We start from the raw sequence: 17,906 nt of genomic DNA, 5'->3' as shown, positions 1-17,906 counted from the left end.
CTTGCCTAAAACCGCTGGTCAGCGTCGATTGCGGGCTTCATGAGCTCTTTGGAGTCCGCCGCCGCCAGCCGTTGTCGGCCTTTCCTAAACCGCAGTGCAGACTACCAAAGTCTCGGCGGACACTTCGCACGCGTGGCCCCGGCCGCTCACGCGTGGGGCCGCCCGGCCGTCTCGCGCGCGGCCCGCAGCCGCGCCATGCTGCGGTCACGTCCCAGCAGCTCCAGCGACTCGAACAACGGCGGGCTGATGGTGGTCCCGGTGGCGCCCACCCTGATCGGGCCGAACGCCTTGCGCGGTTTGAGGCCCAGGTTGTCGATCAGCGCGGCCTTGAGCGCGGCTTCGATCCGCGGCGCCGTCCAGTCCGTCACGGCGTCCAGCGCGGGCAGCGCCGCGTCCAGGACCGCGGCGCCGTCGGCTCCCAGCTCCTTGGCGGCGGCCTTGGGGTCGAGCGCGTATTCGTCGTCGTTGAGGAACTTCAGCAGGTCCCACGCGTCGCCGAGCACCACGATCCGGGTCTGTACCAAATCCGCGGCGGTGGCAAATTCGGCGTCGTCCAGTGCGAGACGATGGCCGTGCGCGTCCAGGTAGGCGCGCAGCCTGGAGGTGAAGTCCTCGGCCGCCAGCATCCGGATGTGCTCGGCGTTGAGCGCGTCGGCCTTTTTCTGGTCGAAGCGGGCGGGATTGGAGTTGACGTTGGCCACGTCGAACGCGGCCACCATCTCGTCGAGGCTGAACACGTCGTGATCGTCGGCGATGGCCCAGCCGAGCAACGCGAGATAGTTGAGCAGCCCTTCGGGGATGAAACCGCGGTCGCGATGGGCGAACAGGTTCGACTGCGGGTCGCGCTTGGAGAGTTTTTTGGTTCCCTCCCCCAATACCGTTGGCAGGTGCGCGAACTGAGGGGTCCACTCGGCCACGCCGATGCGGATCAGCGCCTGGTACAGCGCCAGCTGGCGCGGGGTCGACGGCAGCAGGTCCTCGCCGCGCAGCACGTGGGTGATCTTCATCAGCGCGTCGTCGCACGGGTTCACCAAGGTGTACAACGGATCTCCGTTGGCGCGGGTCAGCGCGAAATCCGGCACCGAGCCGGCCGCGAAGCTGGTGGTGCCGCGAACCAGGTCGTCCCAGGCGAGGTCTTCGTCGGGCATGCGCAGCCGCACCACGGGCTTGCGGCCCTCCGCCAGGAACGCAGCGCGCTGGGAATCGGTCAGCTGCCGGTCGAAATTGTCGTAGCCCAGCTTGGGATTACGGCCCGCGGCGACGTGCCGCGCCTCGACCTCCTCGGGCGTGGAGAACGCGTAGTAGGCCTCGCCCGCTTCGAGCAGTCTGGCCACCACGTCGTGATAAATCTCACTGCGCTGCGACTGACGGTACGGGCCGTAGGGTCCACCGACCTCGGGCCCCTCGTCCCAATCAAGGCCGAGCCAACGCAGCGCGTCCAGCAGCGCCAGGTAGCTCTCCTCGCTGTCGCGCTGCGCATCAGTGTCCTCGATGCGAAACACGAAGGTGCCCCCGGTGTGTCGGGCGTACGCCCAATTGAACAGCGCCGTGCGGACCATTCCGACGTGCGGGGTTCCAGTGGGCGAGGGACAGAATCGGACCCGGACTTGTGCTGGTGCAGTCACGATTTTCCTTTGCGGACCACGGGATTGGTGAGCGTGCCGATGCCCTCGATGGTGATGGAGACGGTGTCGCCGTCCTCGATGGGGCCGACGCCCGCCGGCGTGCCGGTGAGGATGATGTCGCCGGGCAGCAGGGTCATCACCGCCGAGATCCACTCGACTATCGATCCGATGTCGTGGATCAGCAGCGAGGTGCGGCTGTGCTGCTTGACGTCGCCGTTGACCTCGGTGCGCAATTCCAGATCGCCGGGATCCAGCGGTGTGAGGTCGGTGACGATCCACGGGCCGACGGGGCAAAAGGTGTCATGCCCCTTGGCCCTGGTCCACTGCCCGTCGGCTTTTTGTTGATCGCGTGCCGAAACGTCGTTGCCGATGGTGTAACCGAGGATGTTCTCCGCCGCCTGGGCCGCTGAGACGTCCTTGCAGGGCCGGCCGATGACCACCCCCAGCTCGCCCTCGAAGTGCACCGGTGATGCGTTGGCCGGCAACCGAATCGGCACGTTCGGCCCGATGATCGCGGTGTTGGGCTTGAGGAAGATCACCGGATCCACCGGCGCGGGCCCGGTCATGTCCTTCATCTCGGCGATGTGGTCGGCGTAGTTCTTGCCGACGCACACCACCTTGCTGGCCAGTATCGGGGCGAGCAGCCGGACGTCCGCCAACGGCCATGAACGGCCGGTGAAGTTCGGCGTGCCGAATGGATGTTCGGCGATCTCGCGCGCGATCATCTGGGCTGGGTCGTTGAGGTCACCTTCGATACTGACGAAGGCGACACCGTCCGGGCTGGCGATTCGACCAAGGCGCATTCGGTTGAGCCTAGTGACGGTCGCGAGCGCGGCGAAGCCGGGCGTGGCGGGCCGTGACCGAGCGGGGCGGAATCGGGGGCGGCAATGACGGGTAACGGCACTAGTCCTGCCCCTAAATTTCCCGCCGGTGTGCAAGCATGGGGAATGCAGTCCGATCCGGCCGCGACGCCCGAAGTCGGCGCGGGCGCCCGCTGGTCGATCATGATCGTTTCGCTGCTGGCGACGGCCAGTTCGTTCCTCTTCATCAACGGCGTCGCGTTCCTGATCCCGTCGCTGCAGGGCGCGCGCGGAATCCGGCTCGACGAGGCCGGTCTGCTGGCCTCGATGCCCAGCTGGGGCATGGTGGTCACGCTGGTGCTCTGGGGATACGTGCTCGACCGGGTCGGCGAGCGGGTGGTGATGACCACGGGCTCGGCGCTCACCGCGATCGCCGCCTACGCGGCGGCGACAGCGCATTCGATGGTGATGATCGCCGTGTACCTGTTCCTCGGCGGTATGGCCGCCGCCAGTTGCAACACGGCCGGCGGGCGGCTGGTGTCCGCGTGGTTCCCACCACATCAGCGCGGGCTGGCCATGGGCATCCGCCAAACCGCGCAACCGCTGGGAATCGCCTTGGGCGCGATGATAATTCCCGAGCTCGCCGAGCACGGGCCCCGGGCCGGCCTCCGGTTCACCGCGCTGGCGTGCGTGTTCGGTGCGGTAGTGAGCGTCATCGGAATCGTCGACCCGCCGCGCAAACCCCGCGCCAGCGCGAGCAATCAGGAACTCGCCAGCCCGTATCGAGGGTCGTTGACGCTATGGCGAATTCACGCGGTGGCGGGCCTGATGATGATGCCGCAAACGGTCACGGTGACGTTCATGCTGGTGTGGCTGATCAAGAACCTGCACTGGTCGGTCGCGGCCGCCGGCGCGTTGGTCACCCTGTCGCAGCTGCTCGGCGCGGTCGGCCGCGTGGCGGTGGGCCGCTGGTCCGATCGACTGGGCTCTCGCATGCGGCCGGTGCGCTACATCGCGGCCGCCGCCGTGCTGGTCCTGGTGCTGCTGGCGTGGGCCGACTACATGAATTCCCGGTGGCAGGCGGGGCTGATGGTCGCCGTCTCGGTGATCGCGGTGCTCGACAACGGGCTTGAGGCCACGGCCATCACCGAATTCGCCGGCCCGTACTGGAGCGGGCGCGCCCTGGGCATCCAGAACACGACCCAGCGGATGATGGCCGCCGCCGGCCCACCACTGTTCGGTGCGCTGATCTCGGCCGCGAAATACCCACCGGCATGGATGTTGTGCGCGTTGTTCCCCCTGGCGGCGGTGCCGCTGGTGCCCACGCGGTTGGTGCCGCCCGGACTGGAGACTAGAGCCCGGCAGCAATCCGTTCGCCGACTTCGGTGGTGGCGCGCCGTTCGTCCCCACGCGTTGCCAGGTACTGTTCGACGGCCCGGTCCACCCGCGTAGCGGCGTCGTCCTCGCCGAGATGGGCGAGCAGCAGCGCCACCGACATGATGGCGGCGGTCGGATCGGCGATGCCCTGGCCGGCGATGTCCGGCGCGCTGCCGTGAACGGGCTCGAACATCGAGGGATTGGTCCGGGTGCCGTCGATATTTCCGCTGGCCGCCAAGCCAATTCCGCCGCACACCGCCGCCGACAGGTCGGTGATGATGTCGCCGAACAGGTTGTCGGTGACGATCACGTCGAACCGGCCGGGGTCGGTGACCATGAAAATGGTCGCGGCGTCGATGTGTTGGTACGCCACCTCGACGTCGGGATAGTCGCGTCCGACCTCGGCCACGATGCGCGACCAGAGCCGGCCGGCGAAGGTCAGCACGTTGGTTTTGTGCACCAGCGTCAAGTGCTTTCGGCGCCGCTGGGCCCGCTCGAACGCGTCGACCACCACCCGGCGCACACCGAAAGCCGTGTTCTGGCTGACCTCGGTGGCGACTTCGTTGGGCGTTCCGACGCGGATGGCGCCGCCGGTGCCGGTGTAGGGCCCTTCGGTTCCCTCGCGCACCACCACGAAGTCGATGTCGGGGTTGCCGGCCAGCGGGCTGTTCACTCCCGGATACAGCCGGCCGGGCCGCAGGTTGATGTGATGGTCCAGCTCGAAACGCAGGCGCAGCAACAACCCTCGCTCCAGCACGCCGCTGGGCACCGACGGGTCACCGATGGCGCCGAGCAGGATGGCGTCGTGCGCGCGCAGCTCGTCGACGACCGAGTCCGGCAGCAGCTCGCCGGTGGCGTGGTAGCGCCGCGCGCCCAGGTCGTACCTGGTCTTGTCCACCCCGGGCAGCACCGTGTCCAGGACTTTGACGGCCTCGGCCACTACCTCTGGGCCGATGCCGTCACCCTCGATGATCGCCAGCTTCACGACAGGTCAACCACCTCAAGCTTGTTGGCGCCCACGGCCGCGCCGATTTCGGCCCGCACGTCGCCCGGCACGTCGCGGTCCAGGCGCAGCAGGATCGTCGCGCCCGGCCCCTCGGCGTCCTCGGAGAGTTGCGCGGCTTCGATGTTCACCCCGGCCGAACCCAGCAGGGTGCCGATCTTGCCCAGCGCGCCGGGCGCATCGACGTAGTTGATCACCAGGTTGGTGCCCCGCGCGCGCAGATCGAAGTTGCGCCCGTTGATCTGCACGATCTTCTCCACCAGCTGCGGGCCGGACAATGTGCCGGCGACGTTGACGACGGTGCCGTCGTGCGCAACCGCGCGGACGTCGACCACGCTGCGATGGTTCGGGCTTTCCGACGCGGTGCCGATTTCGGCGGTGATGCCGCGCTCTTCGGCCAGCGCCGGGGCGTTGACGAACGTCACCGGCCCCTCGACGACGGCGGAGAACAGCCCGCGTAGTGCCGAAAGTTTAAGCACCTCAACATCTTCGGAGGCGAGCTCGCCGCGCACCTGCACCGACAGGGACACCGGCGGGCCGTCGGACAGCGTGGCGGCCAGCACCCCGAGCTTGCGCACCAGGTCCAGCCACGGCGCCACCTCCTCGTTGACCACCCCGCCGCCGACGTTGACCGCGTCGGGTACGAATTCCCCGGCCAGAGCGAGCTTCACGCTCGCCGCGACGTCGGTGCCGGCCCGGTCCTGTGCCTCTTCGGTCGATGCGCCCAGGTGCGGCGTGACCACCACCTGCGGCAGCTCGAACAACGGGCTGTCGGTGCACGGCTCCTTGGAGAAGACGTCCAGGCCGGCCGCGCGGACGTGGCCGCTGCGCACCGCGTCGGCCAGCGCGGCCTCGTCCACCAGGCCACCGCGGGCGGCGTTGACGATGATGACGCCCGGCTTGGTCTTGGCCAGCGCGTCCTTGTCGATCAGGCCCGCCGTCTCGGGCGTCTTCGGCAGGTGCACCGAGATGAAGTCGGCGCGGCCCAACAGTTCGTCCAGCGTCAGCAGTTCGATGCCCAGCTGCGCGGCGCGGGCCGGCGACACGTAGGGGTCGTAGGCGACCAGGTGGGTGCCGAAGGCGCTGAGCCGCTGGGCAACCAGCTGCCCGATCCGGCCCAGGCCCACCACGCCGACCGTCTTGCCGAAGATCTCGGTGCCCGAGAAGGACGACCGCTTCCAGGCGTGCTCGCGCAGCGAGGCGTCGGCGGCCGGCACCTGGCGGGCCGCGGACAGCAGCAGCGCCAGCGCGTGCTCGGCGGCGCTGTGGATGTTCGACGTCGGCGCGTTGACCACCAGCACGCCGCGCTCGGTGGCGGCGTCGACGTCCACGTTGTCCAGGCCCACCCCGGCGCGGGCGACGATCTTCAGCTTGGGGGCAGCCGCCAGCACCTCCGCGTCGACCGTGGTGGCCGAACGCACCAGCAGCGCGTCGGCCTCCGGCACGGCCGCCAGCAGCTTCTCCCGATCCGGGCCGTCCACCCAGCGCACCTCGACCTGGTCGCCCAGGGCGGCGACGGTGGATTCGGCGAGCTTGTCGGCAATGAGTACAACAGGCAGATTCACCCGGCCAGCCTATCGGCTGTAATTGACGCGTGGACGTCACCATCGTCGGCAGCGGACCCAACGGGTTGACGGCAGCCGTAATCTGCGCCCGGGCCGGCCTGAAAGTGCAGGTCGTCGAAGCTCAACCGACGTTTGGCGGGGGTGCGCGCACCGCGGCCGACCCAGACTCCGCGGGAGTCGTGCACGACATCTGCTCCGCGGTGCACCCGTTGGCGCTGGCGTCGCCGTTCTTCAAGGAATTCGACCTGCCCGCCCGCGGCGTCCGGCTGGCGGTGCCCGAGATCTCGTACGCCAACCCGTTGCCCGGGCGCCCCGCGGCCATCGCCTACCGCGACCTGGACCGCACCTGCGCCGAACTCGAGCACGGCGCGTCCTTCAAGCGCCTGCTCGGCCCGCTGGTCGAACGTTCCGACGACGTGGTGGCCCTGCTGCTGGGCGACAAACGGTCGGTGCCGAAGTCGCTGCCGTCCGCGCTGCAGCTGGGGCTGCGGATGCTGGCCCAAGGCACCCCGGCGTGGGGGACGCTGACCGGCGAGGACGCCCGCGCCCTGTTCACCGGCGTTGCCGCGCATATCATTTCGCGGATGCCGTCGCTGACCGCGGCCGGTGCCGGGTTGATGCTGGCCACCCTCGCGCATTCGGTCGGCTGGCCGATTCCGGTGGGCGGCAGCCAGGCGATCACCGACGCCCTGATCGCCGATCTGCGCGCGCACGGTGGCGAGCTCACGGCGGGCACCGAGGTGACGTCCCCTCCCGGCCCCCCGGGCTCTGTCGTCGCCTACGACACCGCGCCGACCACGCTGCTGCGCATCTACGGCGACGCGTTACCCGCGCGCTACGCGAAGGCGTTGCGGCGCTATACCTTTGGCCCCGGCGTGGCCAAGGTCGACTTCGTGCTGGGCGACGAGATCCCGTGGTCGGATCCCCGGCTGCGGCAGGCCCCCACCCTGCATCTGGGCGGCACCCGGGCGCAGATGGCTCGTGCCGAGGCCGACATCGCCGCGGGCCGGCACGCGCAGTGGCCCATGGTGCTGGCCGCGTCGCCGCACGTCGCCGACCCCGGCCGCATCGACGCCGCCGGGCGTCGGCCCTTCTGGACCTATGCGCACGTGCCGTCGGGGTCCACCATCGACGCGACCGAAGCGGTGACCGCGGTGGTGGAGCGGTTCGCACCCGGCTTCCGCGACGTCGTGGTGGCGGCGCGCGCGGTGCCGGCAGCGCGGCTGTGCGACCACAACGCCAACTATGTCGGCGGCGACATCGGGATGGGCGGCAATTCCGCCTGGCGGGCGATCGCCGGCCCGACACCGCGGTTAAACCCTTGGCGCACACCGATTCCCAACGTTTACCTGTGTTCGGCGGCCACACCGCCGGGCGGCGGTGTGCACGGCATGGCCGGCTACTACGCGGCCCGCACGTTGTTGCGCCGGGAATTCGGGATCGACACGATGCCGGGGTTGCGGCCTACGATGACGCCGTGACGAAACTTGCGATCATCTATTACTCGGCCACCGGCCATGGCACGACGATGGCGCAGCGCGTCGCCGCCGCGGCGGAGTCGGCCGGCGCCGAAGTCCGGCTGAGGCACGTCGCCGAAACCCAGGATCCCGAATCGTTCGCCCACAACCCGGCTTGGACGGCGAATTACGAGGCCACCAAGGACCTTCCGACGGCCACCGGCGACGACATCGTCTGGGCGGACGCGGTGATCTTCGGTTCACCGACCCGGTTCGGTTCTCCGGCAGCGCAATTGCGCGCGTTCCTCGATTCGCTGGGCGGGCTGTGGGCGCAGGGCAAGCTCGCGGACAAGGTGTATGCGGGCTTCACGTCGTCCAACACCCTGCACGGCGGCCAGGAGACCACCCTGCTCTCGCTCTACATCACGCTGATGCATTTCGGCGGCATCATCGTGCCGCCCGGTTACACGGACCCGTGCAAGTTCGTCGACGGCAATCCCTATGGCGCGAGCCTGGTCACCACCCACGACAACATCAAGGAATTCGACGAGCCGACCGGTGCCGCCCTCGAGCATCTGGCGCGGCGGGTCGTCGCGACGGCGGGGCGCCTCGCGGCGTCCTGAGCCGGACGCCCGGCCGGCCGGGCGGGCAAGGCCGGACGCCCGGCCGGCCGGGCGCTCGAGCGAAAAAGCTAGGCCGTTTCGGTGATCGGCCGGTCGACCCAGCTCATCAGGTCGCGCAACTTCTTTCCGGTGACCTCGATGGGGTGCTCGGCGTTCTCCTTGCGCAGCTGCTCGAGTTGCTTGTTGCCGCCCTCGACATTGGCGACCAGCTTCTTGGTGAAGTCGCCACTTTGGATGTCGCGCAGGATTTCTCGCATCCGCTCCTTGGTGCCGGCGTCGATGACGCGCGGACCCGAGAGGTAGCCGCCGAATTCCGCGGTGTCGGACACCGAGTAGTTCATCCGTGCGATGCCGCCCTCGTACATCAGGTCGACGATCAGCTTGAGCTCGTGCAGCACCTCGAAGTAGGCCATCTCCGGCGGGTAGCCGGCCTCGACCATCACATCGAAACCGGTCTTCACCAATTCCTCTGTGCCGCCGCACAACACGGCCTGCTCGCCGAACAGGTCGGTCTCGGTCTCGTCCTTGAAGGTGGTCTTGATGACGCCGGCGCGGGTGCCGCCGATGGCCTTGGCGTAGGACAGGGCCAGCGCCTCGCCGTCACCGTTCGGGTCCTGGTCGACGGCGATCAGCGCGGGCACGCCCTTGCCGTCGACGAACTGCCGGCGCACCAGGTGCCCTGGGCCCTTCGGCGCCACCATGGCGACGGTGACGTTGGCCGGCGGCTTGATCAGGTCGAAGTGGATGTTGAGGCCGTGTCCGAAGAACAACGCGTCCCCATCCTTGAGGTTGGGTTCGATGTCGTTCTTGAAGATGTCGGCCTGCGCGGTGTCGGGCGCCAGCAGCATGATGACGTCGGCCCACTTGGCGACCTCGGCCGGGGTGTCGACGTCCAGGCCCTGCTCTTGCACCTTGGCCCGCGACTTCGAACCCTCCTTGAGGCCCACCTTCACCTGCACGCCGGAGTCGCGCAGGCTCAGCGAGTGCGCGTGTCCCTGACTGCCGTATCCGATGACGCCGACCTTGCGACCCTGGATGATCGTCAGGTCCGCATCGTCGTCGTAGAACATCGGCAATGTCTCCCCAGACGGGTTAGCCACTTCACTATCTCCTTCTTGTTTGCACCGAAAACTTACTTGGCCGTGCCGATTCCGCGCGGACCGCGAGCCAGCGACACCACTCCGGATTGGACGATTTCGCGGATCCCGAAGGGTTCCAGCACCCGCAGCAGCGCTTCGATCTTGCCGCGGTCACCCGTGGCCTCGATCGTCAGAGCCTCCGGCGAGACATCAATCACCTTGGCGCGGAACAGGTTTACCGCTTCGATCACCTGGCTGCGGATGCCGGCGTCGGCGCGCACCTTGATCAGCGCCAATTCCCGGGACACCGAGTTGTCGTCGTCGAGCTCGACGATCTTGATGACGTTGATCAGCTTGTTGAGCTGCTTGGTGATCTGCTCGAGCGGGGTCTCCTCGGCGGAGACCACGATGGTCATCCGCGACATGTCCTTCTGCTCGGTGGCGCCGACGGCCAGCGATTCGATGTTGAACCCGCGCCGCGAGAACAGCGCCGCCACACGGGCCAGCACGCCGGGTTTGTCCTCGACCAACACCGACAGGGTGTGCGTGTGCATCAGGCGTGCCCTTCGCTCTCGTCGTCGAACAGCGGGCGGATTCCGCGGGCCGCCTGGATCTCGTCGTTGCTGGTGCCTGCGGCCACCATCGGCCACACCTGCGCGTCGGCGCCGACGATGAAGTCGATCACCACCGGGCGGTCGTTGATCGCACGCGCCGCTTTGATCACCTCTTCGACGTCTTCCTCACGCTCGCAACGTAATCCGACGCAGCCCAGCGCCTCGGCGAGCTTCACGAAGTCCGGGATGCGGTGCGAGTGCGTGGCCAGATCGGTCTGCGAGTAGCGCTCTTCGTAGAAGAGCGTCTGCCATTGGCGCACCATGCCCAGGTTGCCGTTGTTGATCAGCGCCACCTTGATCGGGATGCCCTCGACCGCGCAGGTGGCCAGCTCCTGGTTGGTCATCTGGAAGCAGCCGTCGCCGTCGATCGCCCACACCTCGGCATCCGGGCGGGCCATCTTGGCGCCCATCGCCGCCGGGATGGCGAACCCCATGGTGCCCAGTCCGCCGGAGTTCAGCCAGGTGCGCGGCTTCTCGTACGAGATGAATTGGGCCGCCCACATCTGGTGCTGGCCGACGCCGGCGACGTACAGGGCGTCCGGGCCGGCGATCTGGCCCAGCTTCTCGATGACGTACTCCGGGCCGAGGCTGCCGTCGCTCTGCGGGCCGTAGCTCAGCGGGTAGGTGGACTGAACCTCGTTCAGGTAGGCCCACCACTCGGTCATGTCGAGCTTGCCGGGAATCCCGTCCTGGCGCAGCAACTCGAGCAGCTCGATGATGACGGCCTTGACATCGCCGACGATCGGGACGTCCGCGTGGCGGTTCTTGCCGATTTCGGCCGGGTCGATGTCCGCGTGGATGACCTTGGCCTCGGGGGCGAAGGTGTCCAGCTTCCCGGTCACCCGGTCATCGAAGCGGGTTCCCAGCGCGATCAGCAGGTCGCTGCGCTGCAGCGCCGCCACGGCGGCGACGGTGCCGTGCATGCCGGGCATGCCCATGTGCTGCGGATGGCTGTCCGGGAACGCGCCGCGTGCCATCAGCGTGGTCACCACGGGGATGCCGGTCAGCTCGGCCAGCTCGTGCAGCTGCTGGGTCGCCTCCCCGCGGATGACCCCGCCGCCCACGTAGAGCACCGGCTTGCGGGAGGCCGCGATCAGCTTGGCGGCCTCGCGGATCTGCCGGTTGTGCGGCTTGGTGTTCGGCTTGTATCCGGGCAGATCCATCCGCGGCGGCCAGCTGAACGTGCACTGGCCCTGCAGCACGTCCTTGGGGATGTCGACCAGCACCGCGCCGGGGCGGCCCGAGGAGGCGATGTGGAAGGCCTCGGCGAGCACCTGCGGGATCTCGTTGCCCGAGCGGACCAGGAAGTTGTGCTTGGTGATCGGCATCGTGATGCCCGAGATGTCGGCCTCCTGGAAGGCATCGGTGCCGATCAGCGAGCGTCCGACCTGGCCGGTGACGGCGACGACCGGGATCGAGTCCATCTGGGCGTCGGCCAGCGGGGTCACCAGGTTGGTGGCGCCGGGTCCCGACGTCGCCATGCAGACGCCGACCTTGCCGGTGGCGTGCGCGTAGCCGCTGGCGGCGTGGCCTGCGCCCTGCTCGTGGCGGACCAGCACGTGCCGCAGCTTCTTGGAGTCGAACAGCGGGTCATAGACCGGCAGCACCGCGCCGCCGGGAATCCCGAAGATGACCTCTACGCCGAGTTCCTCCAGCGAGCGGATCACCGACTGAGCGCCGGTAAGTTGCTCGGGCCCAATACGTTTCGGCTTGCCGGTCGCAGACTTGGCGGCGGGCTTGGCCGCGTCCGTGGCGATGTCGGCAGCGTCCGGTGTCGCGGAGGCGTGCTGCCTGATGGGAGCGCTCACTGTCGTTCAGTCCTTATTCATTCCGGGAGTCTCGCTGGGGGCAACAAAAAACCCCCGACAGCTCATCTGCTGCACGAGGGTTGCGCGCTGGTGCTGGATTGCTTCAAATGCTCAAACGCAAGTCAGGCACCAACGCGCTGACTAATTACTACGAGCATCCCGGGCTTTCCGGCGGTATCCATAGCGTCCGACGGTAGTCTTCGCACAGCTCAGCAGTCAAATCCGTGCCCCTCGGCGCCCCGGTCGCCAGCGGGGTCGGCGACGGCGCCGCCGGCCGGGCGCTCGCCCGTTCGGTCCCCGGTACCGGGTGAAATGATGATGGGGTGGCTACCGGTTCGTCTCCCCAAACGCCCTCGCACAAGCCCCTGGTGATCAAGGTGTCGCCGATGGCGCATCTGGCCGTCGGGTTCTTGACCCTGGGGTTGCTGATTCCGGTGATGCTGTGGCCGCCGTCGCTTCCGCTGCTGATCCTTCCGGTGCTGCTGTCGGCGATGATCGTCCGGTTACGCACCGTCGCCGACGAGCAGGGCGTGACGGTTCGGACGCTGTTCGGCAGCCGGCGGGTGCGCTGGGACGACATCGACGGGCTGCGTTTCCACCGCGGTTCGTGGGGACGTGCGCACCTCAACAGCGGCACCGAGCTGCGGTTGCCCGCGGTCACGTTCTCCACGCTGCCCGAGCTGACCGAGGCCAGCGCGGGGCGGGTGCCCAATCCCTACGAGTGAGAGGGCCGGTCAGCCGATCGGATTCACGCCGTTGAGGGCCACCCAGACGCCGACGCCGGCCGCGATGCCCGCCAGCAGGGCGACGAAGGACCCGATGAAGGGCCGATGCGCCCAACCGCGGCGCGCGTCCAGTCCGTAGCGGCCGGGTCCGCAGAGGATAACCGCGGCGGCCATGACGATCAGGGTGATCTGGTATTCGTGGCCCTCGGGCAGGAAGAACGAGAAGGTGCGGGTGTGCGGCCGCGCCGAGACGCTGGCCAGCAGGCCGTTGATCAAAAACGCCAGCGCACCCGCCGCGGCCACCGGCGTGAACAGGCCCAAAATCAGCAGTACGCCCGCGACGGCCTCGCCGCCGGCGCTCACGTAGGCGAGGATGTCCGCGTGCTGGAAGCCGACGTCGGACAGTGAGTTCTTGAAGCCGGTCACGCCGGAGCCGCCCCACCAGCCGAACAGCTTCTGCAGCCCGTGGGCGCCGAGCACCACGCCCAGCCCGACGCGCAGCAGCAGCAAACCGAGATGCTGCGTTCCGCGCCGGCCGACGTCGTGGAACCGATCGTGGTGTTCATCGTCGTCGTCGATGTCGGCGGACTCGGGGGCGGCGTGCCGGGCCGGCGAATGTGGCTGGACGTAAGGCAAGGGCTCCTGCTGTTCCAGCAGGTTGTAGCCGCCGGCCCCGGAGCCGGCGACCGCGGGGGCGCCGCCGTAGGGGATGACGGTGGTAGTTCCGGTCGACGGGTTGAAGTCGCCGGGGTAGCCGACTGGCGTCAGATCATCTTCGGGATCGACCAGCCGCGCCGAGGCGGGGCGTCCCGGGGTCGGCTCCGGCGATTCGCCGGGCCGTTGCCAATGTGCGTCATTCGGTTGACTGGTCACGGGTGTCAGGGTAAGGGCATTCGGCCCCGAATTGGGGATTTGAGCGGCGCTTTCGCCTGGCAATCGGCGGTTTGCCCGTCAAACCGGCCCGGATGGACCCCAAATGGCCTCCCGAGCCCGATTCGGGGCCCGCCACGCGAGATCGGCCGTTCGCCGGGGGCGGCGCCCGGCCCGGCCGGAATGGGCCGTGATCGAGCATTCGGCGGTGGGCAACCGGGACGTGTGTGGCGGCGCCGCCGGCAGTGTCCGTAGCCTGACGGTCATGCGACTAGGGCGATCGGGGCGGCCGGTTCGGCGCGGGTTCGCCGTGCTGTGCGCCCTCGTGCTGGTAGCCACCGGGTGCGCGCGCTTCAACGACGCCCAATCCCAGCCGTTCACCACGGCCCCCGAGCTGAAGCCGCAGCCCAGCTCGACGCCTCCCCCGCCGCCGCCGCTGCCGCCCACGCCGTTTCCCAAGGCCTGCCCCGCCCCCGGCGTGATGCAGGGCTGCCTGGAGAGCACCAGCGGCCTGATCATGGGCCCCGACAGCAAAACCGCGCTCGTCGCCGAGCGCACCACCGGCGCGGTCAAGGAGATCTCCGTCAGCGCCGAGCCCAAGGTGAAGACGGTGATACCGGTGGACCCGTCCGGCGATGGCGGCCTGATGGACATCGTCATGTCGCCCACCTACACGCAGGACCGCCTGATGTACGCCTACATCAGCACGCCGACCGACAACCGGGTCATCCGCGTGGCCGACGGCGACATCCCCAAGGACATCCTGACCGGAATCCCCAAGGGCGCCACCGGGAACACCGGAGCGTTGATCTTCACCAGCCCCACCACGCTGGTGGTGATGACCGGCGACGCCGGCAATCCGGCGCTGGCCGCCGACCCCAAATCGCTGGCGGGCAAGGTGTTGCGGATCGAGCAGCCCACCACGGTGGGCCAGGCGCCGCCGACGACCGCGCTGTCGGGGGTGGGCGCCGGCGGCGGCCTGTGCACCGACCCGGTGGACGGCTCACTGTATGTCGCCGACCGCACCCCGACGGCAGATCGGTTGCAGCGCATCACCAAAACGTCGGACGTGTCCACGGTGTGGACCTGGCCGGACAAGCCGGGCGTGGCCGGATGCGCGGCGATGGACGGGACCGTGCTGGTCAACCTGATCAACACCAAGCTGACGGTCGCGGTCCGGCTGGCGCCGGCCACCGGCGCGGTGACCGGCGAGCCCGACGTCGTCCGCAAGGACACCCATGCGCACGCCTGGGCGCTGCGCATGTCACCGGATGGAAACGTCTGGGGCGCAACGGTCAACAAGACGGCCGGGGACGCCGAGAAGCTGGACGACGTGGTGTTCCCGCTCTTCCCGCAGGGCGGCGGATTCCCACGTAACAGCGACGACAAGAGCTGACGGCCCCCGCCGTCATGACGGCGGTCGGATAACCCCCGGGGCTAGCCCTGGCCGCAGGCGGCCAACACCAATTCGCGCACCCGGGCGGCGTCGGCCTGGCCGCGGGTAGCCTTCATCACCGCGCCGACGATGGCGCCGGCCGCGGCCACCTTGCCACCGCGGATCTTTTCTGCCACATCGGGATTGGCGGCCAGCGCCTCGTCGACGGCGGCCTGCGTCACCGAGTCGTCACGCACCAGCGCCAGACCGCGGGCGGTCATCACCTCTTCGGGCTCGCCCTCACCGGCCAGCACACCCTCCACGACCTGGCGGGCCAGCTTGGTGGACAGCTTGCCCCCGTCGACCAGCGCCACCACCGCGGCGACCTGGGCCGGCGTGATGGCCAGCTCGTCCAGTGCCACGTTGGCCTCGTTGGCCTTCTGCATCAAGAAGTTTCCCCACCAGGCGCGGGCCTGCTCGCTGGACGCGCCGTGCTCGATGGTCGCGGTGACCAATTCGATCGCCCCGGCGTTGACCAGGTCACGCATCACCTCGTCGGAGATGCCCCACTCGTCCTGAATGCGCTTGCGGCTCAACCACGGCAGCTCGGGGATGGTCTGACGCAGTTGCTCGACCAGCTCGCGACTGGGCTCGACGGGCTCCAGGTCGGGCTCCGGGAAATACCGGTAGTCCTCGGCCGTTTCTTTGGTGCGGCCCGGGCTCGTGTAGCCCCCGGACTCGTGAAAGTGCCTGGTTTCCTGGATGATTCGACCGCCGGACGCCAAGACGGCGGCTTGGCGTTGCATTTCGTAACGGACCGCGACCTCGACGCTTTTCAGCGAGTTGACGTTCTTGGTCTCGGTCCGGGTGCCGAACTCGGTCGCGCCGGTCGGCTTGAGTGACACGTTGGAGTCGCACCGCATCGAGCCCTGGTCCATCCGGACGTCGGATACGTCCAGGGCGCGCAACAGGTCTCGCAGCGCCGTCACGTAGGCGCGGGCGATCTGCGGCGCCCGGGCCCCGGCGCCCTCGATGGGCTTGGTGACGATTTCGATCAACGGCACGCCGGCGCGGTTGTAGTCGATCAGCGAGGTGGTCGCGCCGTGGATGCGGCCGGTCTCGCTGCCGATGTGGGTGAGCTTGCCGGTGTCTTCCTCCATGTGCGCGCGCTCGATCTCGACCCGCCAGGTGGTGCCGTCCTCCAGCGGTGCCTCGAGGTAGCCGTTGATGGCGATCGGCTCGTCGTACTGCGAAATCTGGTAGTTCTTCGGCTGGTCCGGGTAGAAGTAGTTCTTCCGGGCGAAGCGGCACCAGGGCACGATCTCGCAGTTCAGTGCCAGCCCGATGCGGATGGCCGACTCGACGGCTTTCTGGTTGAGCACCGGCAGCGAGCCGGGCAGGCCAAGACACACCGGGCACACCTGGGTGTTGGGCTCGGCCCCGAACCCGGTGCTGCAGCCGCAGAACATCTTGGTGACGGTGGACAGTTCGACGTGCACCTCGAGGCCGAGTACCGGGTCGAAACGCGCGATGACGTCGTCGTAGTCCATCAGATCGGCGCTGGCGGCAACACTCATGCGCTCGATCCTAGTGGTGATCGCGAGCGCGGCTGAGCCGGGCGAAGCGGGTCACCACCGATCAACACCGTGGTGATCGCGAGCGCGGCTGAGCCGGGCGAAGCGGGTCACCACCGATCAACACCGTGGTGATCGCGAGCGCGGCTGAGCTCGCTGTATCAACCGGTGCGCGGCGATCCCGGGTATCGGTCGCGCTGGCCTCCCCGGCCCGGGAACATGTCGGCCAGCACGGCCGCCATCTCCAGGTAACTGCGCCGGCTCTCCTTGCTCAACCGGTCCAGCGCGATCTTTCGCCCGTCGTGCACGTGCCGGTCGAACGGCAACACCACCGTGGCTCCGACGCGGGCGGACAGCCGGTCGAGTTCGGTGACGGCCACGCCGTCGACCTTGGCCGGCTCGACGTGGTTGACCGCCAGCACGGTCCACTGCATCAGTGATTGATACCCGTTGTGGCACAACCAATCCAGCGTCGCCCGTGTCTTACGCACCGCATCGATGGCGGGGCTGGTGACCACAACGAGTGCGCGCGATTCCGGTAGAACAGCGTCCATCACACCGGAATTGAGCGTTTTGACGCAGTCGACCAACACCAGCGAGTACTGGTTCCGCAGCATCGAGAAGGCCCGCAGCATGTCGTGGCGCTCCAGACGCCAATCAGAGTCCGGCAACCCCAGCACTTCCAGCCCGAAGCCGTTCATATACGTCAGCGCGCGGATGTCCTCGTATTGCGCCGCCGGTTTGCCCTGCAGCAGGTCGGCGATGCTGTGCGGGTTGCGCCGGCCGTGGCGCTCCGCCAGGTCCCCGGCGTCGATATCGAGGGCAAGCACCCGGTCGTCGCGCACCGCGGCGAAGGTCGACCCCAGCGCCTCCACCACCGTCGTCTTGCCAACCCCACCCTTGAGGTTGAGCACGGCGATCGGAAAGGCGCCGCCTACGGTCGCGCGGATGCGCTCCCGTAGCTCGTTCTCATAGGCCGTGTTTTTGCCCGGGCCGATCTCGATCCCGGTCAGCCGATAAATCAGCTGCCGCCAGTTGAACCCGGCGGCGTCGGTGTCGTGCGCGTCGAAGCGGTCCAGCGCCGTGGCGCCCAGCATCGGCTCGGGCCGAGGCGGTGGCGGCACCGGCGGAGGTGGCGGCGGCACGGCCGGCGGAGGTTGTGGCGGCCCGGTCATTGGCTGATTCGGACCGTGGGACTGCGGCACGGTGGCCGCTGCGGGGTCGCCTTCGGTGCGCCATCGGCGCGGACCCGGCATCTGATTCGGCGGGCCCGGTGGTCTCGCCGCTGCCGCGGATTGCTGAACGAATCCGCGAATCGCACCGCGGTTGCTCATACTCCCGGTATAACCGCTGAGGACCGGTCCGGAAACCACCAAATCGTCGCAATCGCGAACCAGCTGGATCGTTAGCG

General features: G+C 68.6%; 15 protein-coding genes. 5 read left to right on the top strand and 10 right to left on the bottom strand.

Annotation, left to right across the window (positions count from 1 at the left end; translation table 11 throughout):
• Positions 1 to 146 precede the first annotated feature (146 nt).
• Together gltX and B9D87_RS00410 are read right to left on the bottom strand one after the other, a co-directional pair.
• Positions 147 to 1,625: a glutamate--tRNA ligase gene (gene gltX, locus B9D87_RS00415; RefSeq protein ID WP_007775513.1), complete on the bottom strand. Its 1,479-nt coding sequence runs from the start codon at positions 1,623 to 1,625 to the stop codon at positions 147 to 149.
• A complete protein-coding gene (locus B9D87_RS00410) occupies positions 1,622 to 2,428 on the bottom strand; it encodes a fumarylacetoacetate hydrolase family protein (RefSeq protein WP_007775515.1) in 807 nt (268 codons plus the stop codon). The genes gltX and B9D87_RS00410 overlap by 4 nt, the downstream gene beginning before the upstream one ends.
• A gap of 144 nt (positions 2,429 to 2,572) precedes the next feature.
• On the opposite strand from B9D87_RS00410, the gene B9D87_RS00405 reads away from it, so the two are divergent.
• On the top strand, positions 2,573 to 3,877 hold the full coding sequence (locus B9D87_RS00405) for an MFS transporter (protein WP_007775517.1): 1,305 nt from the start codon (positions 2,573 to 2,575) through the stop codon (positions 3,875 to 3,877).
• Here B9D87_RS00405 and B9D87_RS00400 read toward each other — a convergent pair.
• Both B9D87_RS00400 and serA read right to left on the bottom strand, forming a co-directional pair.
• Positions 3,777 to 4,787: a 3-isopropylmalate dehydrogenase gene (locus tag B9D87_RS00400; RefSeq protein WP_007775518.1), complete on the bottom strand. Its 1,011-nt coding sequence runs from the start codon at positions 4,785 to 4,787 to the stop codon at positions 3,777 to 3,779. The two genes, B9D87_RS00405 and B9D87_RS00400, sit on opposite strands and share 101 nt — an antisense overlap.
• Entirely contained in the window at positions 4,784 to 6,370 is a 1,587-nt protein-coding gene (serA, locus tag B9D87_RS00395; protein WP_007775528.1) for a phosphoglycerate dehydrogenase, read from the bottom strand. Before serA ends, B9D87_RS00400 begins: the two co-directional genes overlap by 4 nt.
• Positions 6,371 to 6,399: 29 nt before the next feature.
• Here serA and B9D87_RS00390 point away from each other — a divergent pair, with 29 nt between their 5' ends.
• On the top strand, positions 6,400 to 7,851 hold the full coding sequence (locus B9D87_RS00390; protein WP_007775529.1) for a phytoene desaturase family protein: 1,452 nt from the start codon (positions 6,400 to 6,402) through the stop codon (positions 7,849 to 7,851).
• On the top strand, positions 7,848 to 8,450 hold the full coding sequence (gene wrbA, locus B9D87_RS00385) for an NAD(P)H:quinone oxidoreductase (protein WP_007775531.1): 603 nt from the start codon (positions 7,848 to 7,850) through the stop codon (positions 8,448 to 8,450). Before B9D87_RS00390 ends, wrbA begins: the two co-directional genes overlap by 4 nt.
• A gap of 68 nt (positions 8,451 to 8,518) precedes the next feature.
• Here the strand turns inward: wrbA and ilvC are convergent, their stop codons facing one another.
• The 3 genes from ilvC to B9D87_RS00370 form a co-directional block, all read right to left on the bottom strand.
• Entirely contained in the window at positions 8,519 to 9,520 is a 1,002-nt protein-coding gene (ilvC, locus tag B9D87_RS00380) for a ketol-acid reductoisomerase (RefSeq protein ID WP_007775535.1), read from the bottom strand.
• 62 nt (positions 9,521 to 9,582) lie between these two features.
• Positions 9,583 to 10,083 (bottom strand): acetolactate synthase small subunit, encoded by a 501-nt coding sequence (gene ilvN / locus B9D87_RS00375; RefSeq protein WP_007775537.1) that lies wholly within the window; start codon positions 10,081 to 10,083, stop codon positions 9,583 to 9,585.
• Positions 10,083 to 11,951, bottom strand: coding sequence for an acetolactate synthase large subunit (locus B9D87_RS00370; protein ID WP_007775539.1), 1,869 nt, complete (start codon positions 11,949 to 11,951; stop codon positions 10,083 to 10,085). Before B9D87_RS00370 ends, ilvN begins: the two co-directional genes overlap by 1 nt.
• Positions 11,952 to 12,337: 386 nt before the next feature.
• On the opposite strand from B9D87_RS00370, the gene B9D87_RS00365 reads away from it, so the two are divergent.
• On the top strand, positions 12,338 to 12,676 hold the full coding sequence (locus B9D87_RS00365; RefSeq protein ID WP_007775541.1) for a PH domain-containing protein: 339 nt from the start codon (positions 12,338 to 12,340) through the stop codon (positions 12,674 to 12,676).
• A 9-nt stretch (positions 12,677 to 12,685) separates the two neighbouring features.
• On the opposite strand, the gene B9D87_RS00360 is transcribed toward B9D87_RS00365, so the two are convergent.
• On the bottom strand, positions 12,686 to 13,549 hold the full coding sequence (locus tag B9D87_RS00360) for a DoxX family protein (RefSeq protein WP_007775543.1): 864 nt from the start codon (positions 13,547 to 13,549) through the stop codon (positions 12,686 to 12,688).
• Positions 13,550 to 13,811: 262 nt separating this feature from the next.
• Between B9D87_RS00360 and B9D87_RS00355 the strand changes: the two genes are divergently transcribed.
• Positions 13,812 to 14,942 carry a PQQ-dependent sugar dehydrogenase gene (locus tag B9D87_RS00355; RefSeq protein ID WP_044488203.1) on the top strand — a complete coding sequence of 377 codons (1,131 nt, stop codon included), beginning with the start codon at positions 13,812 to 13,814 and terminating at the stop codon, positions 14,940 to 14,942.
• Between the two features lie 41 nt (positions 14,943 to 14,983).
• On the opposite strand, the gene gatB is transcribed toward B9D87_RS00355, so the two are convergent.
• Both gatB and B9D87_RS00345 read right to left on the bottom strand, forming a co-directional pair.
• Positions 14,984 to 16,498, bottom strand: coding sequence for an Asp-tRNA(Asn)/Glu-tRNA(Gln) amidotransferase subunit GatB (gene gatB, locus B9D87_RS00350; RefSeq protein ID WP_007775546.1), 1,515 nt, complete (start codon positions 16,496 to 16,498; stop codon positions 14,984 to 14,986).
• 158 nt (positions 16,499 to 16,656) lie between these two features.
• The gene (locus B9D87_RS00345; RefSeq protein WP_238553487.1) at positions 16,657 to 17,670 is read right to left on the bottom strand and encodes a MinD/ParA family ATP-binding protein; all 1,014 of its coding nucleotides are present in this window, start codon (positions 17,668 to 17,670) and stop codon (positions 16,657 to 16,659) included.
• Positions 17,671 to 17,906 lie beyond the last annotated feature (236 nt).

The organism is Mycobacterium colombiense CECT 3035 (assembly GCF_002105755.1).
In the GTDB taxonomy this organism is placed as follows: domain Bacteria; phylum Actinomycetota; class Actinomycetes; order Mycobacteriales; family Mycobacteriaceae; genus Mycobacterium; species Mycobacterium colombiense.
Note: the sequence above shows the minus strand (reverse complement) of the source record. Positions and strands in the feature narration are given on the sequence as shown.